The following is a 26,388-nucleotide window of genomic DNA, read 5'->3' on the forward strand; positions in this document are numbered from 1 at the left end:
CACCGTCAACTTCTTCGAGTTGTCCATCGACCCATCGAAGTTGCCGGTCCCCGAATAGGTCGCCACGATCGTGTACTCACCCACAGCCGTCCCGGCCGGCAACGTGTAGTCCACACTCGCCACACCCGTCTCCACCGACGAGTCGGTCACCGGAGCCCCCACGTTGCCCCCAGCGTTCTTGACCTGGAAGGTCACCGTGCCGCCGTCAATGGCTGCGGGGGTCGAGGCGTTGGAGACCGTTGCCGTCAGGGTCACCACCACCGGCTGCTCTGAGAACGCGCTGTCAGTCGCCTCGACGTCTACGTGGCTTCGCGCCTTGTCGATGGTCAACGTGGCGTCGTCACGGGTCAGGGTGTAGTTCGCGCTGGTGCCCCCGGTCAGGGTGATCGGGTAGCTGCCGGCCGGGCTGGACTTGGTCGCGGTGGTGGCCAGGGTCGGGTCGCCGGTCAACGCGGTGGCCCGGGTGTCGCCGTTGACCAGGCCGGCCACCGAGAACGTCAGGGTCGGGTTGTCATCGCCGTAGGTCTTCGACTTGTTGTCCNNNAGGACTTGGTCGCGGTGGTGGCCAGGGTCGGGTCGCCGGTCAACGCGGTGGCCCGGGTGTCGCCGTTGACCAGGCCGGCCACCGAGAACGTCAGGGTCGGGTTGTCATCGCCGTAGGTCTTCGACTTGTTGTCCGCCGAGAGCGCCAGCAGCGCCTTGTCGATGGTCAACGTGGCGTTGATGAAGTTCAGTGCGTAGTTGTCGCCAGCGCTCAAGGAGCCCTTGGTGATGGCGTACGGTCCGCCCGAGACCGACTCACCTGGGGCCCGAGTCGGAGAGCCGGTGAACCCGTCGCCCGGCTGTAGCGTTCCGCTGGTCACGGAGTAGGTCAGCTGGGGGTCCACCTGTCCGTAGACCTTCGTCTGGGAGTCCGCGGTCACCGTGATGGCCCGCGCCGTGATCGTGTAGCTCGCCCCGGCGTAGGTGATCGCGTAGTTGCTGCCCAACGTCAGGCTGCCCTGCGTGATCGCATAGGTGCCCACGTTCGAGCCGCTGGCACGAGTCAATGATCCGGAGAACGAGTCACCTGGCGCCAGGGCCCCCGACGAGACCGCAAAGGTCAGCGGTTGCGCTGAGCCGCCATACACCTGCGTGATCTCGTCTGCGGTCACCGTGATCGCCCGCGCCGTGATCACACCGGCCGTGCTGTTCACGAAGTTCACCGTGTAGTTGCCACCCGAGTTGCCGTCGCTGACCGAGCCCGACGGAACCAGGGTCTTGCCCGTGCCGGCGTTCGGGTTGGTGAAGGACTCGGTGAAGTTCCCGGTGTCGCCAGGGGCCAGGGAACCCGACGTGATCGTCGGGGTCCCCGTCGAGCTGGTGGTCCCGTCGTATGTCTTGGTGTTCGCCGCCGCGGTCACCGTGATCGCCCGGGCGGTGATCACACCGGCCGTGCTGTTCACGAAGGTGACTGTGTAGTTGCCACCCGAGTTGCCGTCGCTGACCGAGCCCGACGGAACCAGGGTCTTGCCCGTGCCGGCGTTCGGGTTGGTGAAGGACTGGGAGAAGTTCCCGGTGTCGCCGGGGGCGAGGGAACCCGACGTGATCGTCGGCGTCCCCGTCGAGCTGGTGGTCCCGTCGTAGGTCTTGGTGTTCGCCGCAGCTGTCACCGTGATCGCCCGCGCCGTGATCACACCGGCCGTGCTGTTCACGAAGGTGACCGTGTAGTTGCCACCCGAGTTGCCGTCGCTGACCGAGCCCGACGGTGTCAGGATCTTGCCCGTGCCGACGTTCTTGGTTGCGAAGGACTCGGTGAAGTTCCCCGTGTCGCCGGGCGCGAGGGAACCCGACGTGATCGTCGGCGTCCCCGTCGAGCTGGTCGTCCCGTCGTACGTCTTGGTATTCGCCGCAGCTGTCACCGTGATCGCCCGCGCGGTGATCACACCGGCCGTGCTGTTCACGAAGGTGACCGTGTAGTTGCCACCCGAGTTGCCGTCGCTGACCGAGCCCGACGGAACCAGGGTCTTGCCCGTGCCAACACCCGCACTCGCGTACGACTGGGAGAAGTTCGATGTGTCGCCGGCCACCAGCGAGCCCGACGTGATCGTTGGTGTCTTCGACGAGCTGGTCGTCCCGTCGTAGCCCTTCGTGTCCGCCGCCGCGGTCACGGTGATCGCCCTGGCGGTGATCACACCGGCCGTGCTGTTCACGAACGTGACCGTGTAGTTGCCACCAGAGTTGCCGTCAGCGACTGAGCCGGACGGGGTCAGAGTCTTGCCGGTACCAACCACCTTGCTTGCGTACAACTGGGAGAAGTTCCCCGTGTCGCCGGACGCCAGGGAACCCGACGTGATGGTCGGCGTCCCCGACGACGTCGTCGTCCCGTCGTACGCCTTGGTGCTCGCCGCCGCCGTCACCGTGATCGCACGCGCTGTGATGTTCGCAGTCGTGGTCGAGACCGACCCCAGGGTGTAGTTGAGGGCGTCCGTGCCGCTCAGGCTGGCGCCTGTCAGGGTCACCGTCTTGCCGGAACCCACGTTCGCGTTGCCGAACGTCGCCGAGCCCCCGGTGAGCGAGACAACGTCAGCACCGACCACACCAGTGAGCGAGCGGGTCAGAACCGATGCGGACGTGGAACCGTCGTAACCCTTGTTGCTGGCAGTGAAGGACCCAACGATCGACTTCGCCGCAACCGTGAGCGCAGCCGGGTTCGTCGTCGCCGTCTGCGTGCCCGAGCACGAGTTCGTGAAGACTGCTCGATAGAGATTTCCGCTCTGGGAAACCTTGGGCTGGCTCAGGTTCAGCGGACTGGCGGTGGCTCCGCTGATGTCGCTCCACGCTCCGCCACCGTTGGTGCTGACCTGCCACTGCATCGTGGGAGCGGGGTTGCCGGACGCGGCAGCTGAGAACGAAATATTGGCGCCGTAGGTGATGGATTGAGCCGTGGGTTGGGTCGTCACGGCTGCAGCCGTGCACGACGACGAGAAGGTGGCGGTGAGCCCCTGGGCGTTGTTGCTCATGCTGAAGTTGCACGGGTTGGTGGTCCCGGTACATGTCGTCGTACCGCCCGACCCGAATGAACCGCTCCAGCCGGTGAAGGTCGAACCTGCATTCGGGGTGACCGTCAGGGTGCCTTGCTGGTTGTTGTCCAGCGAGACCGAGCAGGTCGAGGTACATGGACCGAACGTCCCTGAAGGAACGGGGTTCGAGAAGGCGATGGTCCCTCCGCCTGACCCGGCGAACGTGAGTGTCAGGTTCTTGTTCGCGGCGACGTACGGCCCCACGATCGGGCCCCCGTTGCCAGTGACGCCTTGCGGCACGACTGCATCGGTCGAGCTGTCACCGAGGGCGCGCGCCAGGTTGAGTCGGCCGTTGCCGGTGTCGGAGGCCGTGCCAGCCACATCGGCGGTGCGGGCCAGCCGGCCGACGACAACGCCGTTCGAGGCGGTGGGGTCGTTGGCATTCACCAGGGCAGCGGAGGCTGCCACGATCGCGGCGGAGGCCGACGTACCGCTCACGGAGCCGTAGCCGGTGGCGATGTCCACTCCGGGGGCGCCGAGGAAGGTGTCGGCGCCGGAGTTCGAGCCGGACCAGAGCGAGTCGTCGCGCGTGGTGGCGGAGACGCCGACCACCTTGGCGAGACCGGCCGGGAAGGTGTCGGCCGTGGAACCGTCGTTGCCGGTGGCGGCGACAAGGACCGCGCCCTTCGACCACGCGTAGTCGGCGGCGCTCTGGAGCGCGGCGCTGCGACCGGGGTTCGAGAAGGACATCAGGATCACATCGGCGCCGTGGTCTGCGGCGTACACCACCCCGCGCACGATGTCGGAGTCGTGGCCGGTGCCGTCGGCGCCGAGCACCTTGACCGGCATGACGGACACACCCTGGAAGCCGACGCCCGCGATGGCGACGCCATTGTCCGTGCCGGCGGCGACGATCGAGGCCATCGCGGTGCCATGGCCGTTGGGGTCCCCGGTGTCGGCGACCCCGTCGATCATGGAAGCACCGGCGACGAGCTTGCCGGTCAGGTCGTCGGTCGGGTCGACACCGGTGTCCAGCACAGCCACGGTGGCCGATCCGGCCGGCTGGACGGTGCCGTAGACAGAGTCCCAGCCGATCTTCGACAACGCCCACTGGCTGTCGTACGACGGGTCGTTCGGAGTGCCCTGCACCTCTCGGACCTTGTCGACCTCGACTCGCACGACGTCCTGGTTAGCCCGGAGGGTGGCGACACCTGCATCGGTGAGGGAGGCGGAGTACAGCTGAAGGGCCGGGACCGCGTCAGTGCTGATCGCGCCCACAGCGGCAAGGTCGTCCTGCTGCTGCGCGGTCGTGGTGCCCGACACGAACTCCACGATGTAGTCGTTGCGTACCTCGGGTGCCGGGTCAGGGGAGGGGCTCGGCTGGGGCGTCGGCGTCGGCGTGGGCGTGGGCGTCGGCTCGGGCGTCGGCTCGGGGGTGGGCGTCGGCGTCGGGTCCGGCGTCGGCTCCGCGGTCGGTGAGCTGGTCACCGAGGGGTCCGGGCTGGACGGCGTGGACACGTCGGCGAACGCCGTACCTTGGCTGGACAGCACGATCAGGGCGGCCAGCGCCAGGCTGATCGCCTTGCCTCCACCCCTCGTGACCAAATGTGAAGAATTGCCCCTGTGACCGGCCATGGCAGCAGCCCCCGTGTTGTCCCCCCGAGTTGCGGGCTGAAATCAGCACCGCAACACACCACCGAGGTACGGCAGTAGGCCGAGGGTGCTTGGGAGCGTGGGCACGTGCAGAGGTACCGGGCCGTACTTACCCGAATCGGGGTAGGCAGCTCGTGCCAGGCCCGTCCGGCGCCGTCGCGGTGCAGCCGCGGGCGGGACAGTGGGTCGTCCGGGACAGCCCGGGAACGACAAAGACCGGGCGCCCCGTGCTCGGGGTACCCGGTCTGTCGTCCCGGGAATCTTCCCGGGTGGTGGTGACCGGTTGATGTTTGCAGGTCGTCTCGGTGAGTCGGAAGATGCTCCCAAGATTCGCCGTGGCTTCTCCCATGATTCGTTTCCGCAGGTCAGAGGCATGAAACGACGTAGCTCGACCTCGCAGACGGCCCTCTCGCAGCCCGGGGGCGCGGTGGTGGTCAATGGAGCGATCCGCCTATTGGATCGCTCTGATCGGCGACAACCGATCCGGTCGAAATCACGGTCGAGAACTCCCACGATTCGATTGCTCGATCGTGCTCGGGCCCGTAGCTAGCTGAAACGCCGAAAAGCGCCCGACCCCAGAGGGGTGGGCGCCTTCGATGGGTTGCGCGATCAGGCGGCGACGCGTTGAGTCCGCCCCGTCGCCCGGGCCGCCGCGAGCCTGGCCTTACGGCGTGCCTTGTTCTGCTTGCCGGGCGGCACAGGCTTGGTGCCGCCGCGGGTGTTGATGCCGGCCTCGAAGGTCTGAAGGGCCCGACGGTTGGTGACGGCGATCGAGACGGCGAGAGTCAGTGCGTGGAAGGCCGCCTTTCGGGGCGCGATGGATCGTCGTGAGAGGTCGGCTCCGCCGTGGGCGCGCTTGAGCAGCGAGTTGTAGCGCTCGTCGTTGGAGCGGGGTCCGCTGTACCAGTCAGCGTGCTCGAACGAGCCGACCATGAAGTCCTGCCAGGTCTTGAACGCCTTGAGCGGGACGTTCAGGGTCATGTTGCCGTTGGCGTTACGGCAGCAGGCGGGGCGCTGCACGTCGTCCAGGTGGATAGGGGCGTCAGGTACCTCGGGGAGGTTTGCGTACTTCTCGTCCTTGAACTCGTCGAACACGGGGCAGCGGGCGGTGCCGGAGACCATGGGGCAGGTGACGGTCACCTTCATGACCATCTCGGGCTCGGCCGGCGCGGTGGTCTTGCTCTGGCCGCCCCGCTTGCGCAGGGGCACCAGTTGTGGTCGGCCGTTTGTGCGCATCCGCAACGGTTCGAGTTCGGCGATGGTCTCGGCGTGGGCGAGCAACTGTTGGTCGGTCATGCGGGCCTCCTCGGGCTTCTTGAAGGTTTCGGTGAGTTCTTCGAGGCGACGGCGGCTCGCTCCGGGGCACAACGGCACTCCGTTGAAGAGATAGACGCCGTCGGCCTTGGTGCCGTCGGGGTTGTTGACCGCTCCGATCTCGAATAGGACGCGGCGTCCCTTGGCGTACTTCATGACCATGCCGAGTCCGGCGGCGGAGAGGTCGACATTCAGGTCCTTGTTCTCGGTGTAGCCGCCGTCGAAGATCCAGTACTGGGCATGGTTCGAGCCACCGGACTTGCTGAGTCCAGTGCTCTGAATGGCGTGGAGGATCTCGCGCACGGCGTCGCCGAGACCGCCGGTGGGGTGGTGGATCGAGGCGCCGAGGCACAGCTCGGGGACGTTGTAGTCCTGGCCGGGGTCGGCGGTGGTGAGCGCGAGAGTGAGCCCCACGGCGGCGCGGTAGCCCTTCTTGCCGCCGTCGCGGGTGTGGCCGTGGAGTCGGCTCAAGTAATTGCCTGGAGCGGTCCCCTTGGGCAGGTCGCCAAGGGCGTCGATGATGTGCGTCTCGTCGACGGCAACATGACCCCGGTAGTCGGCCAGGATGCCGGTGAAGACGTCGGTGTCGCCGTGGCGGTCACGGTTCTCGACGCGCAGGCTTGCGGCGATCAGCGCCCCGAGGACTTCTAGTTTCGCAGCACGCTTGGGCTTCAACTCCGCTCGCTGCGCGGCCTTCTTGACCTCCGTGATCGTTGGCCGATTCCTCGCGGCGGGGTCGTCAGCGTTGCGGCGGTGATTGGCCTTGATCGGAGTGTCATCGATCGGCGCGAAGATCCCGTCGAACGCGACAACGAGCCGCTGGTACTCGGCCTCGTAGACTCGCTGCGCCTTCGTGATGGCGGTGCGCTTGTCTTCCGGGCTCATGCCGGTGTAGTCCGGGGTCATGGCCGCGAGGCGATCGGGGTCGCGGAGGCCCTCCAGCCCGATGAGCCCCAGTTCGGCCTCGGTGTACCGCAGCCACAGCGCGTCCAGCATCTCCTTGTGGGAGGCAGGCCGGGCGCTGGCCTTCAACTCATACATCGTGCACGCCAGTGCAGTGGCGGTGTAGGCGACAAACTTGGCGCGGGGTCCGCGACGCTTCTCCGGGAGCACAGTGCCCTGGGTCTCGCGCGCCCGGGTGATGATGCCTTCCAAGTCGGCCTCAACCACGACCGCGAGCGCCTTCAGCAGGTGCTCGGTGGTCTGGTGGTTCAACGTGTGCGTTGCGGGAGCGTGGATTGTCATGTGCGTTCTTCCTGTCGTTCGCGGGTGCTGACGCGGGGCGGCAGCGGATGGTTGTGTCGTTATCGGCAGCCCGGATGCCGATTCGGGGGCTAGTCAGCGGTCGGGTCGGTGCGCAGGGCCGCGCAGCGGAACGCGGCCTCGACCTGGTCTGGTCCCGGGGTTGGCAGGTGGGCGAGGAGGTCGGTCGGCAGGTGGGTGCCGGGGCCGACACCAGCGGCGTTGGCCCACTCAGCGAAAGGAACCCCGGCCCGCAGCCAGGTGACTGCCCAGGTGTTACGGGCGGCGTTGAGCCGGAACCTCTCGAAGGCCCGGTTGGTCTCGGCCAGCCGTCGGGTGGTTGAGTTGAGCGCGTTGCGGCGGCTCACCCGGTCCGGCTTGAACAGGTAGGCGTGCCCGGCAACTTGGGTGGCTCGGGCGGCGAGCCAGTCGGCGTAGCGCGACTGGAGCACCGGGACGTCTCGCACCCAGGTCTTGTCTCGGACGAGCCGGACACTCACGCGAATGTCACCGTGATGGCGGCCGACCAGCACATCCTCGGGGGCGACGATGTTGATCTCCTCGGCCATCGCTCCTGCACCGAACGACAGGGCCAGCAGTGTCTTGGCATCCGTGTGTTGCCGCGAGGTGACCGCGTACGCATCGGCCGCCGCCCACAGTCCGTCCTCAACCGCCCGCGGCAGCGGCGCGGCAGCCTCGCGGCGGCTGCTGCGGTGCCGGATTGTCGGTCCGGCCGCGAGACGGCGCAGGGCTGCGGCATAGGAGTCGCGGCTGCCCGGGGACAGATGCGGCCCGGCGTCACGGACGAACCGGGTGATGCGGTCCTCGGTCAGGTCGCGGAACGGGTCGAACTCGCCGTCGGCGGTCTTGGCCAGCGTCCAGACCCCGAAGCGGATCCCGAGGGCGACGAGGCGACGGTCGGCCTCCCCTGACTGGTGTGGGTGTTCGAGGACGAGGTCGAGCACGGCCGCACGGACCTGCTGGACCAGGTGCAGGTCGTCGCGGGTGGTCAAGTTGCGCAACCGGGTGCGCCGCACGGCAGGGTCCACCTCGGAGCATGGGGTGACGACGCGCCAGCCCGCGACAGCGCCGCCGCCGCCGGCCTCGGTGTCTCCGGCCTCCTCGGTGTCCGCCTCGTCTTCGAGGCGGTCGCGCCGGGTGCTCGCAGCCACCCAGCCCTCGATAACCTCGGCGTCCTCGGCGGTCTCCCAGATCGTCATCTGCCGCGGCCCGGTCTGCGACGCCTCGCGGGAGACCATGGCCGTCTTGACATCACTGCGAGCAATGGAAGCCAAGGGACCAGCACCGTTGTCGTCACCGTCGACTTTCGTCGTGAGAGCCACTGCCGGGTGAGTGACGACGACCGCAGCCCCTTCGGGTGCGTCCACCGCGGGCGGCGTCTCCAGCTCCGGCTGCTCATCCGTCCGCGCCGGCCGCGCAGTGCGTCCGCGTTCACCGGCTCGGGCAATTGCGGGTCGCTGGCGTTCGGCGCGACGGGCGATCTCCGCGGCCGAGAGTCGTTTCAGCCGACTGCCAGTCTTGGAACCCTGATGCGACTTCGGGGCGTCCTGACTGTTGTCTCGCTGCTGCTCGGTCATGGTGGCTCCCTGGTGGACGTGGTCGGGTTGGGTCGGACGAGGCGGGTTATCGGCAGGTCTGGCCCCAGGCGTGACAGCGCGACGGATCGGCTTCAGGTGCCACGTCGCCGGGGCTGCGGGTCGCTGGTGGTTCATGACGGCGATCGTGGATCGCGGATCGGACAGGTCGACGTCCAGAAACCTGGACGGCCACCTGCACGGCAGTTGACCCCGTCCTTGGTGGGTCGTGCGCGGCCGGTTTCCGGCACGCCCTTAGGCACAGAAGCGGCAGCCCCCGGATGCTCCAGGGGCCGCCGCAGCCACGGGCCTTGATGGCCGTCGGTCAGGCCGTCACGGCGTCGGGACCCACCAACCGCCGAACCGGGATTCCAGGTCGACCTCGATTGGCGTGTCCGAGTCCTCGGTGCCGATGCGTACGGTCACCGCCACGACCCGATGCTTTTCGCCGTTGCGGTCGTAGACGGTGTCGCCGGAGGCCAGCGGAATCGGCGGGAAGACGAACACTGTGGACGCGGTGGGGATCACCGGCTGGTTGTGGTGCTGGGACATGGTTCATGCCCTTTCTGCCTGGAGGTCACGAGACGCGGTGTGGTCTCGCAGCACCATTGATCCGCGGCAGACGGACAGGTCGACGACTTGGACGTCCAGACGACGACCGTCGTCACGTTGGCCCTACGCCCACGCGCGAGCCGCGGCTGACCTGGCAGCACCCCGGTCGCAGAGTCGTCCGAGCGTCGTACCCTCGGCGCGAGCGGGTGCTGGGTCTGAGCGACGTAACCCAGAAGCGCAAGTCCACACTTGGGCCCCTGAGGTGTGACAGTTGGGTCATGACTGATCCCGGTGAACCGCCAGGCAAGGTGACAGTCGGCCCCATCAGCGGCTTACCTCCTGTGACCGTGAGGCGACCCATTTCGGCAGCTGAGGTAGCCGAGGCGCTTGAAGATGAGTGACTCCCCTCAAAGCCGGCCAGCAGCCACGGTCGCCAGGTCAAGACCGTTGCCCAGCAACAACGGCTTGCGGCCCAACACCTATTGGGGCCTATAAATACCTATAGGGCGAGAGTCTCGGCGACCCGGTGAGCGCTGTGGAATTCACCCACGGCCGCGACTTGCCTGACGTCTGCCATCATGAAGAGCGCCTCCTCACGCACGCGCTGCAGAACCCTGGCGTAGGTGCGGTCGGCGGTAACGAAGACATCCGCGTCGAGGAGGTAGGCACTGTGCTGCTCGTCGACGCGGATTGCCGCCGGTCACCTTGTTGTCCAACTGGGTGACACTCGCGGCCCAGCGCAGCCAGTTGCGAGGAACGTCGTCGATCTGCACCTCCTCGAGCCAGAGGGCGGTGAAGTCCTCAGCGTTCCGGCTGCACCGTGCGGGGTCGACGTTGGCGCCGGATTGAGAGCCGCCAGGCCGGGACCGCCGTAGGCGCCCAGCGATATTCACGGTCGCTCTCAGATCGGTGTTCCGCTGGCCAGCGCCTGTCCCAATTGGCCTCCGGGGCGGCTGCGCGCCACTACTCTCTTGCCACTCAACGAGGGAGGCTGGCTGTGACCCGATCGAAGTACGCCCCCTTTCCCTTATCGACAGATCCAGCAGACTTCGGACTAGAAGCAGAACTTCGAAAGACCCACCTTGGATCACTCCAAGTCATCTCGTCACCCGGCCGCGAGGGCTCACGAGTCAACCTGTTCATCCACGGCGTCGGCATGTCTTGGGAGACCTGGACTCCCCTGCTCCGCGCACAGGCCGAGACAGGCGGAAGCGTCTCGAACTGGGTCTTCGTCGACCTCCCCGGCTTCGGTGGATCCGACCCACTCCCCGGCCCAGTGACGCTGCAAGGTGTTGCCCTGGCCATCCGCGAAGCGCTGCACCTTCAGACGTATAGCGACGTGACGCTCGTCGGCCATTCCATGGGGGGTTTCCTTGCGCTCGACATCGCCGCACGCAACCCAAGTCGCGGCGTGGTCTCATTCTCCGGGGCTTACCACTCAATCGTTGACATCGTGAACCATCCGCTTAGGTCTGTAGCCCGATCGCCCGCAGCGTGGCTGTCGTACTCGGGCCTACGAACAATCTCCTCGCTTGGCCAACTCGCCTCGCCGGTGATGGGAGCAGGCAGCAAGTCAGGCTTGTTGCGGCTCGCCCTCAGGGACTCGCTCTACGCACCCTTGAGGATGCAACAGTCTCTGTTCGACGCACTCGCGCGTGGCGTCAGACCCACATCATTCCGCCACGCGGAACGCACGGGCGTTGACTACGAGACTGTGGAAACCTGGCGCCGAATCGCGGTCCCGCTCCTTGGAGGCTTCGGTCGTCACGACAAGTTGGTCAGTGCGGCCGATCGTCGAGCGTTGGAACTGGCTCAACCGAACGCCACCTTCGTCGAATTCTCTCGGTCGGGCCACTTCATCCCTATCGAGCAGCCCCGGGAGGCGCTCTCCGCCTTGTGCGATTGGGGCCACCTGGCATGAGCCGATGGCGGAGCCTGCTCCTTTCCGCCGCTCTGATTCTCGGAGCCGCCATCTCAGCAGCACTGCAGCACGTCGCTTGGTCGCGCACTTGCGGAGTCAGCAACTTCCTGGCGGCAGTGCTTCAACCGGTCGACGACCAAAGGTCCTGCACGGCAATTCCGCTCGCGGTTGATGTCCCCAGCCTGCTTCTGGGAAGTTCTGCGGCGTTGTCTGTTCACCTCTACTTCCGTTACCAGCGTTCGCTCGAAGCCCTGGACGAGTCACTGGCACGGGATGGTCTGACGAACCCCAAGTACAAACTCGTCCGTTTCCGGACTCGGCTGGTCGAATCGAAGGTCGGATTCGCAATCCTCCTGCTCGGTTCGGGGGGCATCCTGGCCATGGGCGTCTGGTTCCACTCGAAGGTGGAGACCTCGTACCCCCTCAGCCAGTTCCTGTCCGAGCGTGCCTCTCACATGACAGCCGAGGTGTTGCAGGACCGTTGGTGGGCTGGCCACGGGCATCGCCTACCTGCCGCGTGGTGGATCGCGGTCGGGAGTGCTGGCACTCTCGCATCGCTGCTACACGCTCGCCTTCATGTGAGGTTTGCGTGGGCAATGACCCGCCAAAAGCGTCACTTCCCAGCGGCATTCCTCTACTCACACGACGACCCCGACCATGGTTGGGGCGCCTTTCGGGCATTGCTCAACCTGACCACTCTCGGCGCGGCAAACTTCGCCGTGGCGATGCTGAGCATCGCGTTCATGGTCGTCGGCCCCAGAGGATCCAACACCGCCGTTGCCGTCCTCTCGGCGTTCGTCCTCGTCGGCATCGTCGCCAATCTGTTCCTTGTCCTGGGGCTGAGTTCGTTCGTTCGCCACTGCTACACGGCTTCTTGGATGGCCGAGCGGACCAGGATCAGCGCTCCCCAAGAGCGACGGCGTCGAGGATTCCTCAGGTCCCGCGGAAGTCCATCGGGCCACGATCCCGCCGTGCGTCTCGCCTTGCTTGACGGCCAGAAGGGATTTCCGATTCAGGGAATCTGGAAGCGGGCGCCCGCCATTCTGGCGCTGTCCATCGCAAACGCGACGTTGGTTCTCGCCATGTTCCAGTGGGCGTTCTAGCGACAGTCAGACGTAATACATTCCCGGACCAGCCCGCACTCGACGGACCAGCCGCCGCTCGCAGGCGGTGTGGTCGCGGGCATCGACGGGTTCGCCGCAGTGACCGCAGTAGTCGTTCACTAGAGGGTCTTCGCGAGTTCCTTGATCGGCATCTTCAGGTCCGAGAGGAGGGTGAGGTCCTCGTCGGCGTTGCGGCCGAGCGTCGTCAGGTAGTTGCCGACGATGACGGCGTTGATGCCGCCGAGCAGGCCGTCGCGGGTGCCGAGGTCACCGAGGGTGAGCTCGCGGCCGCCGGCGTAGCGCAGCACGGTGCGGGGCATCGCGAGGCGGAACGCCGCGATGGTGCGGAGCGCGTCGGCCGAGCCCATGATCGGCAGGTCGCCGAAGGGGGTGCCGGGACGCGGGTTGAGGAAGTTGAGCGGGACCTCGTGCGGGTCGAGCGACGCCAGCTGGGAGGCGAGCTCGGCGCGCTGCTCGAGGGTCTCGCCCATGCCGACCAGTCCGCCGCAGCACAGCTCCATGCCGGAGTCGCGGACCATCTCGCAGGTCTCCCAGCGCTCCTCGTAGGAGTGCGTGGTCACGACCGAGGGGAAGTAGGACTTCGCGGCCTCGAGGTTGTGGTTGTAGCGGTGGACGCCCATGTCCTTGAGGTCGTCGACCTGCTCCTGGGTGAGCATGCCGAGCGAGCAGGCGACGTTGATGTCGACGGCTTCCTGGATGGCCTTGATGCCGTCGCGGACCTGCGTCATCAGGCGTTCGTCGGGGCCGCGGACGGCGGCGACGATGCAGAACTCGGTGGCGCCGGTGGCGGCGGTCTCCTGAGCGGCCTTGACCAGCTGCGGGATGTCGAGCCACACCGAGCGGACCGGCGAGGTGAACTGGCCGGACTGGCTGCAGAAGTGGCAGTCCTCGGGGCAGCCACCGGTCTTGAGGCTGATGATGCCCTCGACCTCGATCTCCGGGCCGCAGTGCTTCATGCGGACACCGTGGGCCAGCTCGAGCAGCTCGGGGACCAGGTCGTCGGGGAGCTGGAGGACCTCGACCAGCTCGTCGTACGACAGCCCTTCGCCGTCGTCGAGGACCTTCGTGCGGGCGCGCTCCAGGACGCCGTTCACCGTTTCTGTCACCGGACGTTCTCCAGTCGACTTTCAGTATTCTTGGCGTTCTGCCGAGGATTGAAGGTGGATGTAGCCGCCATCGGTGTCTGCTGGCTTTTCATGTCCCGCTCCTGGTTGCAGCCTTCGAACTTCGCGCGGCGACTGTGGTGGCACATTCGCTGCAGACCTCTCCTCGATGTCCGACGAAGGGCAGGTCCATGCGTTTTGGCCAGCTGAGCGCCAATCGTCCACAAGCTGTCGTGAGCGTCCCCATCTCCTTTGCGTGGACGACGCTCCCAGATAAGAACACTGGGGCAGTAATGAACCAGTCAGTTCGACTACGACGCTGAGCCATGGACCTGCTCCCTGCTCACTACACGGGGCTCGGTCTTCTCCCGGACCTCGTCCTCGGTCACCCCGGGGGCCAGCTCGACGAGCTTGAGGCCTCCGCCGTCGGGGAGTACGTCGATCACCGCCAGGTCGGTGATGATCCGCTCGACGACCGCGCGGCCGGTGTAGGGCAGCGAGCACTCGTTGACGATCTTGTAGGTGCCGTCCTTGGCGACGTGCTCCATCAGCACGATCACCCGCTTGGCGCCGTGGACCAGGTCCATCGCGCCGCCCATGCCCTTGACCATCTTGCCGGGGATCATCCAGTTGGCGATGTCGCCGGCGGCCGAGACCTGCATGGCGCCCAGGATCGCGGCGTCGATCTTGCCGCCGCGGATCATCCCGAACGACGTGGCGGAGTCGAAGAACGACGCCCCACGGCGCAGCGTGACGGTCTCCTTGCCGGCGTTGATCAGGTCGGCGTCCTCCTCACCCTCCAGCGGGTAGGCCCCGACCCCGAGGATGCCGTTCTCGGACTGCAGCACCAGCTCCACGTCGTCGGCGACGTAGTTGGGCACCAGTGTCGGCAGCCCGATGCCGAGGTTGACGTAGGAGCCGTCCTTCAGCTCCGAGGCCGCCCGGGCGGCCATCTCCTCACGCGTCCAGCTCATGCCTGCTCCTCGGAACATCGCCGACCCATCGCACTATCCGCATCGCCTCGAGGGCGAGCGAAACAAGAAGTGAGGGTGGCTTCCGAGGCGGCGCCAGCACCGGCAGGAAGGGGGCCGCCGACACCGCCTCGGAGACTGGGGGGTTGAAACCAGGTGCCGTCATCTGCAGCGCACCGTCCTTTTCTCGATCCGCTTGTCGGCGGCCTGCTCGGGGGTCAGCGCGACCACCCGCTGCACGAAGACACCGGGGGTGTGCACGTGGTTGGGGTCCAGCTCGCCGGGCTCGACGAGCTCCTCGACCTCCGCGATCGTGACCCGCCCGCACATCGCGGCGAGCGGGTTGAAGTTGCGCGCGGAGTCGCGGTAGACGAGGTTGCCGTGCCGGTCGCCCTTCCAGGCCCGCACCAGTCCGAAGTCGGCCACGATGGCCTCCTCCAGGACGTACTCACGGCCCCCGAAGTCACGCGTCTCCTTGGGCGGCGAGGACACGATCACGTTGCCGTCGGCGTCGTACTTCCACGGCAGGCCGCCCTCGGCCACCTGGGTGCCGCCGCCGGTCGCGGTGAAGAACGCCGGGATGCCCGAGCCGCCGGCCCGCATCCGCTCGGCCAGCGTCCCCTGCGGGGTGAGCTCGACCTCCAGCTCACCGTGCAGGTACTGCCGCGCGAACTCCTTGTTCTCCCCCACGTAGGAGGAGATCATCCGGCGCAGCCGCTTGGCCATCAGCAGCCGGCCGAGCCCCCACTCGTCGACGCCACAGTTGTTCGAGACCGCCTCGAGGTCGCTCGCGCCGCTGTCGAGGATCGCCTCGATCAGCACCGACGGAATCCCGCAGAGGCCGAAGCCGCCGACCGAGAGCGTGGATCCGCTCGCGATGTCGGCGACCGCCTCGGCCGCGCTGGCCATCACCTTGTTCATGCCGTCTCCTAGCTCGTTCGGGTGAGTGCGCGAACCAGGGCGGACGGACTCGGTCGGCCGAGGTGTTCGGCCATCCAGGAACTGGTGGCGACCACCTGTCCGAGGTCGACCCCGGTCTGGATTCCGAGCCCGTGGAGCATCCACACGAGGTCCTCCGTGGCCAGGTTCCCGGTGGCGCTCTCGGCGAACGGGCAGCCGCCGATCCCCCCGGCGCTGGCGTCGAAGGTGCTGACGCCGCCGAGCAGGGCGGCGAACGTGTTGGAGAGCGCCTGTCCGTAGGTGTCGTGGAAGTGCATGGCGAGCTGGGCGACGTCCACACCGGCTTCGAGAAACGACTCGATGAGGTGCGTGACATGACCCGGAGTGCCCACCCCGATGGTGTCGCCTAGGCTCAGCTGATTGGCGCCCATGTCGAGCAGGCGCTTACCCACGTAGACGACCTGCTGGACAGGAACGGCACCTTCCCAGGGGTCGCCGAAGCACATGGAAACGTAGGCCCGTACGTCGAGTTCTGCTTCTCGGGCGCGCTTGACGGCCGGCTCAAACATCGCGAACTGCTCTTCAAGGGTGCAGTTGAGGTTCCTCTTCGCGAAGGTGTCGGTCGCGGAGCCGAAGATTGCGATCTTCTTGACTCCGAGTTCCAGAGCCCGGTCCAAGCCTCGTTCGTTCGGAACGAGCACGGGGCAGTCTCGTCCAGCAGCATCGAGGAGCCCCATGAGGTCGGCGGCGTCGGCAAGCTGTGGGATCCACCTTGGGTGCACAAAGCTCGTCGCCTCGACGATTGGAAGCCCTGCGGCGAGGAGCCGCCGCACGAACTCTGCTTTCACTTCTGTGTTGACAAGGGTCTTCTCGTTCTGGAGGCCATCACGCGGGCCGACCTCATATATCGTGACTCGTTCCGGCAAGCCAGACTGTGGCACAACCATGGGCAGAGCGGGCACCGGACTCTCTCCTTCGGCTGTCGTTGATCCAGGCTCAGTAGGACTTGGGGAGACCGAGAACATGATTCGACACGTAGTTCATGGCCATCTCCTGGGAGACCGGAGCGAGACGCAGGATGCGGGCCTCCCGGAAGTAGCGCTCTACGTGGTACTCCTTCGCGTACCCCATGCCGCCGTGTGTCTGAATAGCCTGGTCGGCGGCGGTGAATCCGGCATCGGCGCACAGCCACTTCGCCATGTTGGCCTCGCGGCCACACGAAAGTCCCTTGTCATAGCGCCACGCAGCGTTCCGAGCCATCAGCTCCGCCGCGTCCAGCCGAGTGGTTGCCTCGGCCAAGGGGAACGCGACCCCCTGGTTCTGCCCGATCGGGCGACCGAAGACAACGCGCTCCTTGGCGTAGCGAGTGGCCTTCTCGATGGCGACGCGCCCAAGGCCCAATGCTTCGTGAGCGAGGAGGATGCGCTCGGGGTTCAGGCCGTCCAGCAGGTACGAGAACCCTTTGCCTTCCTCGCCGACTCGGCAGCTGTCGGGCACGAAGTAGTCGTCGATGACGACCTCGTACGAACTCACCGCGTTGCGTCCGAGCTTCGGGATGGGGCTGAGCTTGACGTAGTCGGAGTCGATGTCAATAAGGAACAGGGTCATGCCGTCTGTTGACCGCTCAACGTCGGCGCGCTTCGTGGTGCGCGTGATGAGGACCATCTTCTGCGACTGGCCTGCCTTGGTGATCCACACCTTCCGACCGTTGATGACATATCCGCCGTTGACCTTGCGCGCGAACGTCGTGATCGCGGTCGTATCGGTGCCCGCATCGGGCTCCGTGACCCCAAAGCACACGTGCAGAGAGCCGTCTGCCGCGGCGGGCAAGACTTCCCTGCGGAGCTGTTCGCTGCCGTGCTTCGTGATCGTGTTAAGGCCGAAGATCGTCAGATGCATGGTGCTGCAGCCGTTCATGCCCGCTCCGGAAGCGGCGACCTCTTCAAGCAGAAGCGAGGCCTCGAGGATACCCAGGCCACCGCCGCCGTACTCCTCAGGGATCGCGATGCCGAGCCAGCCGCTCTCCGCGAACCTGTTGTAGAACTCCCACGGGAACTCGCCGCGGTCATCGCAGCCTGCCCAGTAGTCATCGGAGAAGCTTCGAGCCAGTTCGCGCGCCCCCGCACGCAGCGCTTGCTGGTCTTCGGTCAGTTCGAAATCCATCAGGTCCTTCTTCGGTAGGTCAAGACGGTGCGCTGTTCTTGCCGCCCATCTCTGCCAACACGTTCTTGGCAGACACGCAGGTAGTCCCAGCTGTCAGCGAGTAGGCAGATCCAGACCGGCGCGCTCTCTGTCCCAGCACTGTTCGACTTTGTGCTGGTCCCGAAGCTCTCGCTTCAAAACCCGGCCGGTAGGGCTCCGGGGCAAGTCATTCGCGAACTCGATGTAGCGTGGGACGGCGAATCGCGGCACGTTCTCAAACGCCCAATGACAGAGACGTTCCTCGGTCAGCGATGACCCGTGCTCGAGCACGACGGTGATCTTCACGTCGTCCTCCGCCAGCTCGCTCGGCACCGCGTAGGCCGTCACCTCGTGGATCTCAGGATGCAGGAGAAACGCAGACTCGAGTTCTTGAGAGGAGATGTTCTCTCCGCGACGGCGCAAGTAGTCGGCCTTCCGGTCAACGAAGTACAGCCATCCGTCTTCGTCGATACGCCCCAAGTCTCCAGTGTGGTGCCAGAGATTCCGAAAGCACGCGATAGTTTCGACGGGCTGTCCCCAGTAGCCCTTGAACATCACATCAGGCTTGCGTGGCCGCGCTGCGATCTCGCCTACGGTCCCTACCGGCAGCGCCCGATCTTCGTCGTCCAGAATCGCCAGTTCATAGAGGTCTGTCTCGCGGCCGGACGCCCCGACCGGTACGTCCTCTCCGAGCACGGTCGAGGCAATGAAGCCTGTCTCGGTCTGGCCGTAAGCGGCGCCACCAGGCGTCTTGACCCCGAAGCGGTTCTTCCAGATGTCAATGAGTTCAGGCGCGAAGGGAATGGCCCAGACAGTGTGTAGCTGTCCTTGGGCCAGGCGCATCTCCTCGGTGTCCTCCATATGCGCAATGAGATGCACCATCGACCCGAGGAGGGTGACCATGGTGGCTCGGCTCTCGAGGATTTCCGGCCAGAATCGAGACACAGAAAAACGATCTGCCACTGTGGCGCTCCCGCCGATCAGCACAGATGCCACCAGGGTTGTTGCCGTGGCATTGAAGTGAAAGTAGGGCAGGGGAGTGTACAGGTGGTCATCAGCGGTTCGCTTGGTCAGTCGGAGGGCGCTCTTGGCCGCTTCACACACCTGGTTTCCGCTCAACATGGACCCTTTGGACGGGCCCGTCGTGCCACCCGTGTACCACACCCCCATCAGCGAGGAGGGATCCGCATCCACGGGCGGGAGCTCGCGGTCCCGTTCAAGCTCCGCAAGATACGCCGAAGGCCGAGGACCGCCCACGGGCACAGGGCCGCGACTGATCAATACCTCCGGACCGCCATCGCTTGCGCCGGGCACCCGAGACAGGTAGTCGCCCTCCGCGATCAGGAAGCGAGCCCCGGTTGCACGCAGGGGATGGCGAAGGAACTCGCCACGCAAGGCCGTGTTGAGCGGTACATGTACGGCACCCGCAACCGCCGTTGCGAACCAAGTGGCGGCGCAGTCCACACTGTTATCCAGCATTGTTGCGACAAAGTCGCCGGGGCGGACCCCGAGCTCCTGAAGGCCGGTCGCGATGCGTCCCGCCCGTGCAGCGAATGCGCCGTGTGTCCACTCCGTGTCGCTGGTCCGGAGCAGTAGACGGTCGGAGTGCTCTGTTGCGCTACGCATCAGCGCGCGGACGGGAGTATCGCGTTCAGGCAGACGGTCGTATGCGTTGTTCATGCGGACTACCTCTGGTTCTTCGAAGTCAATTTTCCGTCCAGGACGGAGGGTCTACTGGGCGGGAAGCTTGGCGTAGCCCCGAGGGCCTTCATAGGCCGATGGCCCGACCTTCTTGAACAGTTCATCCCGACGGGACGCCAACTCCTCCATGGTCCAGCGACCATCGTTCACGATCATGTCGGACACGTGGGGCAGACGGACGTGAGCCACAATCCCCCCGTAGACGATGAAGGTTTGCCCGGTGATATCAGCTGCGTGGTCGGTAGTCAGGAAGACGGCGAAGGGTGCGATATTGGCTGGGTCCATGGCGTCGAACTCGACGGCAGCATCGGCGAATTCGCTAGCTCGGGCAGTGCCTTCGAACGTGCTCGTCGTCAATCTGGTGCGCGCCCGCGGCGCGATGGCATTGACCGTCACGCCGTACTTGGCCGTTTCCTTCGCCGCGGCGACGGTGAGCCCGACGATTCCCATCTTCGCCACGTCATAGTTCGACTGGCCGGCGTTGCCGAACAGGCCCGACTCGCTTGTGGTGTTGACGATCGCCCGGCGGGCCTGCGCCCCAGCCTTGCTCTGGTTCCTGAAGTACGCAGTGGCTTCACGAGTGGTCAGGAAGTGGCCGACGACGTGAACGTCGACAACCCGGCGCCACTCGGCGACGTCCGCGCTGAACACCATTCCATCTCGGAGGATCCCGGCGTTGTTGATGAGGATGTGCAGGTCGCCGTACGTGTCGATGGCCTGGCGGATGAGGTTACTGGCGCCCTGCTCGTCGGCCACGTTGTCGAAGTTGGCGACCGCCTGCCCGCCGAAGTTCCGGATCTCCTCGACGACCTCATCCGCGGGGCGACTGTCGGAACCAGTGCCCTGCCAGCCGCCGCCGAGGTCGTTGACCACGACCTTGGCCCCTTCCCGAGCCAAGGCGATCGCTTCTTCCCGACCAATTCCTCGACCTGCACCCGTAACGATCGCAACACGTCCCTCAAGCAAGCTCATAGCGGAACAGTATCACGAATATGACTATACTTGCAAGGATTGAAAGGGCAATTCACGGGGTGCTAAGTGCCGGCTGGGATGGAACCGGATCACAACGCCTGCCCCCGCTCGACCCATTCGTGCCGCAGGGTCCGCTTCAGCACCTTGCCGGTGGCGTTCTGGGGCAGAGGCCCGGGGTGGAACCACCACTTTGACGGGACCTCGAAGTGGGCCAGCGTTTCGCGGGCGAAGGCTCCAAGGTCTTCACCGCTGACATCCTGGCCGGGATGCAGGACGACTACCGCACCGAGTTCCTCGCCGAGGCTGGGGTGCGGCAGGCCCAGCACGGCCACCTCCGCCACGGCGGAGTGGGACGACAACCGCCCCTCGACGTGAGGGGTGGCGATGTTCTCACCGCCGCGGATCACGATGTCCTTGCTGCGGTCCGTGACAAAAAGGAAGCCGTCCTGGTCCAGCCGACCGATGTCGCCGGTGGCCAGCCACCGGTCCGGGCCGATCGGGCCGGGGTCCCATGTCACGGGCCAATCTGCGCCTTCGGGTCGGGACCAGTATCCGAGCATCAGTGAAGGGCTGCGGACCAGAATCTCGCCGGTTCCGGCCTCGTCCGGGGCGGCGATGGAGACCGTCGAGGTCGCCAGCGGGCGACCGACACACCCCGGCCGTACCCGGACCTCCTCTCCGGCGCCCGTGGCCACCACTCCGCAGGCTTCGCTCAGCCCGTAGGTCACGGCTAAGCCCCGGGTCACAGAGGGGAACCAGGTGAGTACCCGCTCACGGAGCTCCTGGGGGACGGGGGCGCCGCCGAGTCCGAGGGTGTGCAAGGTGACGAGAGGCGGGTGCGCGTTCTGCTCCAGGTAGTCCATCACCCTGGTCACCATGGTGGGAACGGCGGACCAGACCCGAATCCCGTCCGCGAGTATCTGCGCCACGATCCGCTGTGGGTCGAAGCGACCCTCGCTGAAGACGATCGACCCACCGGTCACCATCGGGGTGATGATCTGCTGCAGTCCTCCCACGTGGAACATCGGCAAACTCAGGAGGGAACTGCTGGGAGCCGGGGGTTGGCTGTCCGCGGCGGGGAGCCGACGCGTCCGTTCGAGGAGGGCTTGCAGGGTCGAGACGATGGCACGATGGGAGAGAACGGCACCCTTGGGCAGTCCCGTCGTACCCGACGTGAACACCACGACGGCCGGATCGTCTTCACTGGCCGACCCGGGGGCGTCGTCGTACGGATCGCTCGACTCGTCGCCGAGCAGCTCGGCCAGGGCAGAGAAGGACAGGACCGGAAGTCCGGCGGGCAGCCGGGCCAACCGGGCCTCGTCGCCGACGACCAGAACGGGCTCGATGGAGGTGACGGCGTGGCCCACCTCGTCCTCGCTCCACCAGGCGTTTCCGAGAACCACCACCGCGCCCGCGGCCAGGATGGCCCAGTAGGCGACCACCCATTCGACGCTGTTGACGCCGAACAGGAGGACCGGACTCCCTTTCTTGACCCCGTTGCGCCGCAAGAGACCCACGGCGGTTGCGACGAGGCGCTCGTGTTCGGCAAAAGTAACCCTGCGTCCGCCCTGGACCAGATAAGGGCGATCGGGGAACCGCCGGGCGTCGGCGAACAACCCGGTGACACTTCGATGCCGGTTCGAGAAGACGAGGCAAGGCGCCCCGAGCACCAGTTCCTCGACCAGCTCGGCCCCCCAAGCGACTGGTGGTGAAACGGAGACCTCGGGCGTCACGGCTGATCCATCAGAAATTCATCGTTGTCCTGGCCCACCGCCGGCGGCGGGGCGACCGAGCCGATGCGGCCCACCGAGGCGAATTCGGCCGGATATCTGACCGTCCTCACCTGACCGATCTCCGGCCACCGGGTCATTCGGTAGATCTCCTGGACCCTGACCTGCGGGTCGTCGAGGTGTTCGTCCATGGTCAGGCACAGGGAAGCGGGAACGTCTTGCTCGGCGAACAACGCCAACCAATGCGCCGTCGTCTGGGTCGGGATCACGGTTTCGAACAGCTCGAAGAAGCGCAACAGCAACTGGGTCTGCCCTGGCGCCTGACGGATTTCGGTCGCCCATTCGGGATGCCCCACCGCTTCGCAGGCCCGCCGGATGGCCTGCCCGGAGACCGGGGCCACTGCTATCCACCCGTCCTTGGCCTGAAGGACCCGGGGGGAGAGAGCGTGGTGGTTGAGCGGGTCCTCAGGGGCCCCGTCGACGAACGTGCGGTTGGCGAACAGATCGATGAAGTCCACGTAGGAAGCCGCCGCCAGCATTGAGATGTCGATACGTTCCCCCCTGCCACTACGGCTACGGGCATAGAGGGCAGCCAGAGCCGACTGGGCGGCCATCATGGCGGTGATCTTGTCGACCGGGAAGCCGGGTTGTGCCTGAGGAGTGTTGGCACGGGCGGTCGCCTGACTCAGTCCACTGGCGGCCTGGACGATCAGGTCGAAGACTGGGTTGTCGGCGTTGGGCCCCTCGGGGCCGTAACCGGTGACGTAGATCCGAATCAACCGCTCGTTGGCGGCCTCCAGGACCTCGTCCCCCAGACCGAGCCGATCGGCGACCCCGGTACGCCAGTTGCTGATCCAGATGTCGCTCGTGGCTACCACTCCGAGCAACCGCTCCACCGATCCCGGTGCCTTGAGGTCCAGGGAGATGCTGCGCTTTCCCCTGTTGCAGTTGGCGAACAGCGGGCTGATCGGTGTCGGTGGTCGCCCGAAGTGCCGGAAGAGATCGCCCTCGGGCGGGGCCTCGACCTTGATGACCTCAGCTCCGAGGTCGACGAGCATCTGCCCTGCGTACGGGCTACTGACGTAATTGCCCACCTCGAGCACTCGGACGCCTTCGAGTGGCCCAGTCATCAGCAGGACCTCGGAAGACCGAGAACGTGTTCAGCGACGTGGGTCACAGTAAGGCAAAGGCCCATCCTTTTCATACTGCAATCCTAACAAGTAATGCATTGATAGACAAGAGGATCAGTTGGCGACAGTTGCGCACAAGGCAGGGAGGCGGCCGGAAATCGATCCGAACTGCCGCGTCAACGCGGGGCTCCTCCTGCACATAGGGAAGGATCCGCCCGGGGTCGGTCGTCCCCAGAGGCCTTCTCGAACCCCGAGTCCTTGGTGGCTGGCCAGAGTGCCCGCAAGTACAACCTTTGAAGGTATAGAGTTGCGAGTGTGAGACCTCGACGTAGCCCAAGCCATATCGACCCCATTTTCGGGAAGTGATTGACATGGACGAGCAGAACATGATTCGGGCCAACGGTGCTCGCCTTCGCAAGCCTCTCCAGCAGATCAGGATCGCGGAGTCGATCGCAGCCGAGCTACGGACGCGCATCCTCAATGCCGACGAGGGCGCGGTCCTGCCCAAACAGGATGAGCTCGTTGCCGAATTCCAGGTCAGCTACCCGTCAGTACGCGAAGCGCTCCGGATCCTCGAGACAGAGGGCTTGATCACCGTTCGCCGGGGCAACGTCGGTGGTTCCCAGATGCTCCGACCCGACGCCAGTTCCGCTGCCTACTCGCTCGGCCTGGCCCTCCAGGCCACCAAGGTCCGATTGTCCGACCTAGGCGACGCGGTCGTCCGCCTCGAGCCGCAATGCGCGGCAATGTGTGTCGAGAGCGCCGACAAGGACCAGGTTCTTCCCAAGCTGCGTCAGAACCTCGAGGAGACACGGGCTCTGCTGGACGACGACCCCCACTTCCTCGTAAAAGCCAGAGAGTTCCACGACCTGCTCGTTACCTCGTCCGGGAATAGGACCACCGAGTTGATCGTGCGCAGCCTGGTCGCCCTCTGGTCGGCCCAGGAAGAAGCGGTTGAAGAGGTCATGGCTGCGCGCGGTGAGGCCTACACCCGAGCGGACCGCCAGGTCGTGGTCAACGCCCACGCCAAGATCATCGCCCGCATGGAAGCCGGCGATGCGTCTGGCGCCGAGCGGGCCGTCCGCCGCCACAACGAGGCCATCCGCGACACGTACATCAGCCGCGTGGACGTGAACGAGATCGTCGACGCGGCCTGCGCCCGGGCCCGCCGAAGTTTCCAGGCGCTGGTTTAGGTGCCTCCGAGCCCTCCCTGACGGTTGTAGGACGCGAGCCACGCCTAACCTTTTTGGCGGTCCTCGCAAATCGGCAGTCCGGCACTTGACCGATGAGCATGGATCGCGGCTGATGAGAGCTTCCTCGTTGGGTTGAGATTGAGGGAAGACAGTTCGGTCGGCCAGTGGGTTCTGTCAAGGACTGCTCCCGAGCCTGCAGGCGTCCGGGCAGGCGCCACCCCGAGAACAGCGAAAGGCTCGCGAGGTTGCGGATCTCACAGGTGGCATTCATGCGAACCCGACTTCAGGGACCTTCGATTCGCTAACATCTCTATACTAGCAAAGATGGAGGCGAGAACTTCATTCGCCCTGCGGGACTGGAGATGCGCATGAGCCCTGAAGAACCGCCTCGGCCGATGGTTGTAGCAGACCAGGTCGGCGACGTTGCCGTTGTACGCATGTGCGACCCGTCCCGCTCTAACGCCTTGACCCCAGCCATGGTGTTGAGTGTCACCCGTGCCATTTCAGAGGCCAAGGGAAGGGCGCTCGTGGTCCACTCTGAAGGACGGAACTTCTGCTCCGGCGGCGACCACGACTCGTTTCTCGAGCTGTCGCCGACGGGCCGGCGACAGCACCTGGCTGAGATCAAGGAGCTGATGATCACGGTCAGAGCCGTCCAAGTGCCGACGGTGGCTTGCGTTCAAGGGGCAGTGATCGGCGGAGGGCTGGAACTAGCCCTTCACTGCGACCTGATAGTGGCGGCCGACGACGCCAGGTTCCAGTTGCCTCACGTGGCGACGGGCAGCAAGATGCGCCGGACCAGCTATGCCGCGTTGGTGGATCGGACTGGGATCGGCTTCGCCCGGCGCATGTCCCTTCTCGGGGATCTCGTGCCGGCGCCTTCCGCTCTCGCGGCGGGCCTCGTCGACCATGTGAGCCGTGCAGCGGACCTGTACCCCACGGCGATGTCGATCGCGGCGCAGCTGGCGGCGCAGCCCCAGGACATGATGGAACACGCCCGTCAGGCTCTCGCCGGCGCCGTGACTGACCCTGCACACTAGCCATCTTCGACCAACCGGGACGCGTCGTCCGACGCCATCCACGCCGAGGGCCAGGACCTGGGCCACAGGAATGAACCGGTGTCGTATCAGCTGACACAAGCCAGTCAGTTCACGGGTAGGTCCTCGAAGTCCTGTGCGCCAGTGGCCTTCTGGTCCTTCGACGTTCCGGCTTCCCGCGGTGGCCGATTCGACCGGGTTGATCCAACGTCAGTCAGTCCCGGTGGTTCACCACCAGCCGGCAGATCCAGAACCCAGCCGACTCGATGGCCTGTCCTCACCGACATGATGCTCAGCGAGTCCGTGATGGTCTCGACCTCCTTGTCCCACCCCCGCACCGACACCGGCCCCGCAGTAGGCTCAGGCTAGACATTCATGTATTAGAATACTTCAGCCGTCTTCGTGCTGGACTTGGCGTGGCGACTGCAAGAACGGTTCAGCAATGAGTCGATCGGCGGGAGTGCTCGCCATCGACACCGAGAGCAACGAGGACTCAGTGGCTGGCAGGAAGACACCCGTGGACCAGGCGCCCGCACCGGCGCGTCGGCCGAGCAAGGGCCGGAGCCCGGACCCGGTCGACTGGGTTGAACACTGGTGGACCAAACAGGGCATGGGTGACACCGACCGCTTCTTGGCCGTCACGTCGATCGTCCGGATCCATGAACTGATGACCGACGCCATGGCCAGCGTTTTGAAGGAGTACGACCTGAAGGTCAACTCATACTTTCTTCTACTGTCGGTCCACTTGAGCGACAACGGCGCTTTGCTGCTCAGTCACATCGCCAGCCGGATCATGGTCCACCCCACCACGGTCACCCTGATGACCGATCGCCTCGAGAACCAGGGCCTATTGGTTCGAGAGCCGCATCCGACGGACCGGCGGGCGACCTACGCCAAGATCACGCCTGCAGGCAAAGCTCTCGTCACCAGCGCCACCGACGCGCTGGATGAGATCACGTTCGGACTGCCCGGCCTCACCAAGGCCGACGCCAAGCAGCTGGTGAACCTCCTCCGGCCGGTGCGAGCCCGACTCGGCGACCTGGCCGAAGACCACTCCTGACTGGTCC

The 26,388-nt window shown here is 65.8% G+C and carries 19 protein-coding genes (1 of these 19 cut by a window edge); 5 read left to right on the forward strand and 14 right to left on the reverse strand.

Annotation, left to right across the window (positions count from 1 at the left end; genetic code table 11):
- The 5 genes from EJF31_RS10575 to EJF31_RS10595 form a co-directional block, all read right to left on the reverse strand.
- On the reverse strand, positions 1 to 489 hold the 5' portion of the coding sequence (locus EJF31_RS10575; protein WP_185736200.1) for an MBG domain-containing protein. 132 nt of this gene lie to the left of the window's left edge; only the first 489 of its 621 coding nucleotides appear in the window; it begins with the start codon at positions 487 to 489; the stop codon falls past the left edge of the window.
- 8 nt (positions 490 to 497) lie between these two features.
- A complete protein-coding gene (locus tag EJF31_RS10580; protein WP_185736201.1) occupies positions 498 to 4,607 on the reverse strand; it encodes a YDG domain-containing protein in 4,110 nt (1,369 codons plus the stop codon).
- 657 nt (positions 4,608 to 5,264) lie between these two features.
- Positions 5,265 to 7,214, reverse strand: coding sequence for a hypothetical protein (locus tag EJF31_RS10585; protein WP_125037007.1), 1,950 nt, complete (start codon positions 7,212 to 7,214; stop codon positions 5,265 to 5,267).
- A gap of 89 nt (positions 7,215 to 7,303) precedes the next feature.
- On the reverse strand, positions 7,304 to 8,809 hold the full coding sequence (locus EJF31_RS10590) for a hypothetical protein (RefSeq protein WP_125037008.1): 1,506 nt from the start codon (positions 8,807 to 8,809) through the stop codon (positions 7,304 to 7,306).
- A 330-nt stretch (positions 8,810 to 9,139) separates the two neighbouring features.
- Positions 9,140 to 9,358 carry a hypothetical protein gene (locus EJF31_RS10595; protein ID WP_125037009.1) on the reverse strand — a complete coding sequence of 73 codons (219 nt, stop codon included), beginning with the start codon at positions 9,356 to 9,358 and terminating at the stop codon, positions 9,140 to 9,142.
- Between the two features lie 997 nt (positions 9,359 to 10,355).
- Here EJF31_RS10595 and EJF31_RS10600 point away from each other — a divergent pair.
- Positions 10,356 to 11,279: an alpha/beta fold hydrolase gene (locus EJF31_RS10600; RefSeq protein WP_125037010.1), complete on the forward strand. Its 924-nt coding sequence runs from the start codon at positions 10,356 to 10,358 to the stop codon at positions 11,277 to 11,279.
- Complete coding sequence (locus EJF31_RS10605) at positions 11,276 to 12,382, forward strand: hypothetical protein (RefSeq protein WP_125037011.1); 1,107 nt, start codon at positions 11,276 to 11,278, stop codon at positions 12,380 to 12,382. The genes EJF31_RS10600 and EJF31_RS10605 overlap by 4 nt, the downstream gene beginning before the upstream one ends.
- A gap of 119 nt (positions 12,383 to 12,501) precedes the next feature.
- On the opposite strand, the gene bioB is transcribed toward EJF31_RS10605, so the two are convergent.
- The 9 genes from bioB to EJF31_RS10650 all read right to left on the reverse strand — a co-directional run bounded on the left by bioB (position 12,502) and on the right by EJF31_RS10650 (position 23,091).
- Positions 12,502 to 13,509 carry a biotin synthase BioB gene (gene bioB, locus EJF31_RS10610; protein ID WP_260430765.1) on the reverse strand — a complete coding sequence of 336 codons (1,008 nt, stop codon included), beginning with the start codon at positions 13,507 to 13,509 and terminating at the stop codon, positions 12,502 to 12,504.
- A 308-nt stretch (positions 13,510 to 13,817) separates the two neighbouring features.
- Complete coding sequence (locus EJF31_RS10615; RefSeq protein ID WP_125037012.1) at positions 13,818 to 14,480, reverse strand: CoA transferase subunit B; 663 nt, start codon at positions 14,478 to 14,480, stop codon at positions 13,818 to 13,820.
- A 159-nt stretch (positions 14,481 to 14,639) separates the two neighbouring features.
- Positions 14,640 to 15,398 carry a CoA transferase subunit A gene (locus EJF31_RS10620; protein WP_125037013.1) on the reverse strand — a complete coding sequence of 253 codons (759 nt, stop codon included), beginning with the start codon at positions 15,396 to 15,398 and terminating at the stop codon, positions 14,640 to 14,642.
- 8 nt (positions 15,399 to 15,406) lie between these two features.
- A complete protein-coding gene (locus EJF31_RS10625; RefSeq protein ID WP_221767573.1) occupies positions 15,407 to 16,324 on the reverse strand; it encodes a hydroxymethylglutaryl-CoA lyase in 918 nt (305 codons plus the stop codon).
- Between the two features lie 49 nt (positions 16,325 to 16,373).
- Positions 16,374 to 17,540 carry an acyl-CoA dehydrogenase family protein gene (locus tag EJF31_RS10630; RefSeq protein WP_125037015.1) on the reverse strand — a complete coding sequence of 389 codons (1,167 nt, stop codon included), beginning with the start codon at positions 17,538 to 17,540 and terminating at the stop codon, positions 16,374 to 16,376.
- A gap of 93 nt (positions 17,541 to 17,633) precedes the next feature.
- Positions 17,634 to 19,238 (reverse strand): AMP-binding protein, encoded by a 1,605-nt coding sequence (locus tag EJF31_RS10635; RefSeq protein WP_125037016.1) that lies wholly within the window; start codon positions 19,236 to 19,238, stop codon positions 17,634 to 17,636.
- Between the two features lie 51 nt (positions 19,239 to 19,289).
- Positions 19,290 to 20,231 (reverse strand): SDR family NAD(P)-dependent oxidoreductase, encoded by a 942-nt coding sequence (locus EJF31_RS10640; RefSeq protein WP_125037017.1) that lies wholly within the window; start codon positions 20,229 to 20,231, stop codon positions 19,290 to 19,292.
- An 89-nt stretch (positions 20,232 to 20,320) separates the two neighbouring features.
- A complete protein-coding gene (locus EJF31_RS10645) occupies positions 20,321 to 21,964 on the reverse strand; it encodes a class I adenylate-forming enzyme family protein (protein WP_125037018.1) in 1,644 nt (547 codons plus the stop codon).
- Positions 21,961 to 23,091, reverse strand: coding sequence for a CaiB/BaiF CoA-transferase family protein (locus EJF31_RS10650; protein WP_125037019.1), 1,131 nt, complete (start codon positions 23,089 to 23,091; stop codon positions 21,961 to 21,963). The genes EJF31_RS10645 and EJF31_RS10650 overlap by 4 nt, the downstream gene beginning before the upstream one ends.
- Before the next feature lie 371 nt (positions 23,092 to 23,462).
- Here EJF31_RS10650 and EJF31_RS10655 point away from each other — a divergent pair, with 371 nt between their 5' ends.
- The 3 genes from EJF31_RS10655 to EJF31_RS10665 all read left to right on the forward strand — a co-directional run bounded on the left by EJF31_RS10655 (position 23,463) and on the right by EJF31_RS10665 (position 26,381).
- Positions 23,463 to 24,284, forward strand: coding sequence for a FadR/GntR family transcriptional regulator (locus EJF31_RS10655; protein WP_125037020.1), 822 nt, complete (start codon positions 23,463 to 23,465; stop codon positions 24,282 to 24,284).
- A gap of 395 nt (positions 24,285 to 24,679) precedes the next feature.
- Complete coding sequence (locus EJF31_RS10660; protein ID WP_260430850.1) at positions 24,680 to 25,324, forward strand: enoyl-CoA hydratase/isomerase family protein; 645 nt, start codon at positions 24,680 to 24,682, stop codon at positions 25,322 to 25,324.
- A 514-nt stretch (positions 25,325 to 25,838) separates the two neighbouring features.
- Positions 25,839 to 26,381, forward strand: coding sequence for a MarR family winged helix-turn-helix transcriptional regulator (locus tag EJF31_RS10665; RefSeq protein ID WP_185736204.1), 543 nt, complete (start codon positions 25,839 to 25,841; stop codon positions 26,379 to 26,381).
- The last annotated feature ends 7 nt before the right edge of the window (positions 26,382 to 26,388 follow it).

Source organism: Nocardioides sp. LS1, from assembly GCF_003865225.1.
GTDB lineage: Bacteria > Actinomycetota > Actinomycetes > Propionibacteriales > Nocardioidaceae > Nocardioides > Nocardioides ginsengisegetis.

What these genes read in the sequence shown, in the direction of transcription:
- EJF31_RS10605 (WP_125037011.1), top strand. Translation starts at nt 11,276, where the DNA reads ATGAGCCGATGGCGGAGCCTGCTCCTTTCCGCCGCTCTGATTCTCGGA.
- EJF31_RS10650 (WP_125037019.1), bottom strand. Translation starts at nt 23,091, where the DNA reads ATGACTGGGCCACTCGAAGGCGTCCGAGTGCTCGAGGTGGGCAATTAC.
- EJF31_RS10630 (WP_125037015.1), bottom strand. Translation starts at nt 17,540, where the DNA reads ATGGATTTCGAACTGACCGAAGACCAGCAAGCGCTGCGTGCGGGGGCG.
- EJF31_RS10625 (WP_221767573.1), bottom strand. Translation starts at nt 16,324, where the DNA reads ATGGTTGTGCCACAGTCTGGCTTGCCGGAACGAGTCACGATATATGAG.
- EJF31_RS10640 (WP_125037017.1), bottom strand. Translation starts at nt 20,231, where the DNA reads ATGAGCTTGCTTGAGGGACGTGTTGCGATCGTTACGGGTGCAGGTCGA.
- EJF31_RS10590 (WP_125037008.1), bottom strand. Translation starts at nt 8,809, where the DNA reads ATGACCGAGCAGCAGCGAGACAACAGTCAGGACGCCCCGAAGTCGCAT.
- EJF31_RS10660 (WP_260430850.1), top strand. Translation starts at nt 24,680, where the DNA reads ATGGTTGTAGCAGACCAGGTCGGCGACGTTGCCGTTGTACGCATGTGC.
- EJF31_RS10635 (WP_125037016.1), bottom strand. Translation starts at nt 19,238, where the DNA reads ATGAACAACGCATACGACCGTCTGCCTGAACGCGATACTCCCGTCCGC.
- EJF31_RS10595 (WP_125037009.1), bottom strand. Translation starts at nt 9,358, where the DNA reads ATGTCCCAGCACCACAACCAGCCGGTGATCCCCACCGCGTCCACAGTG.
- EJF31_RS10585 (WP_125037007.1), bottom strand. Translation starts at nt 7,214, where the DNA reads ATGACAATCCACGCTCCCGCAACGCACACGTTGAACCACCAGACCACC.
- EJF31_RS10615 (WP_125037012.1), bottom strand. Translation starts at nt 14,480, where the DNA reads ATGAGCTGGACGCGTGAGGAGATGGCCGCCCGGGCGGCCTCGGAGCTG.
- EJF31_RS10620 (WP_125037013.1), bottom strand. Translation starts at nt 15,398, where the DNA reads ATGAACAAGGTGATGGCCAGCGCGGCCGAGGCGGTCGCCGACATCGCG.
- EJF31_RS10655 (WP_125037020.1), top strand. Translation starts at nt 23,463, where the DNA reads ATGGACGAGCAGAACATGATTCGGGCCAACGGTGCTCGCCTTCGCAAG.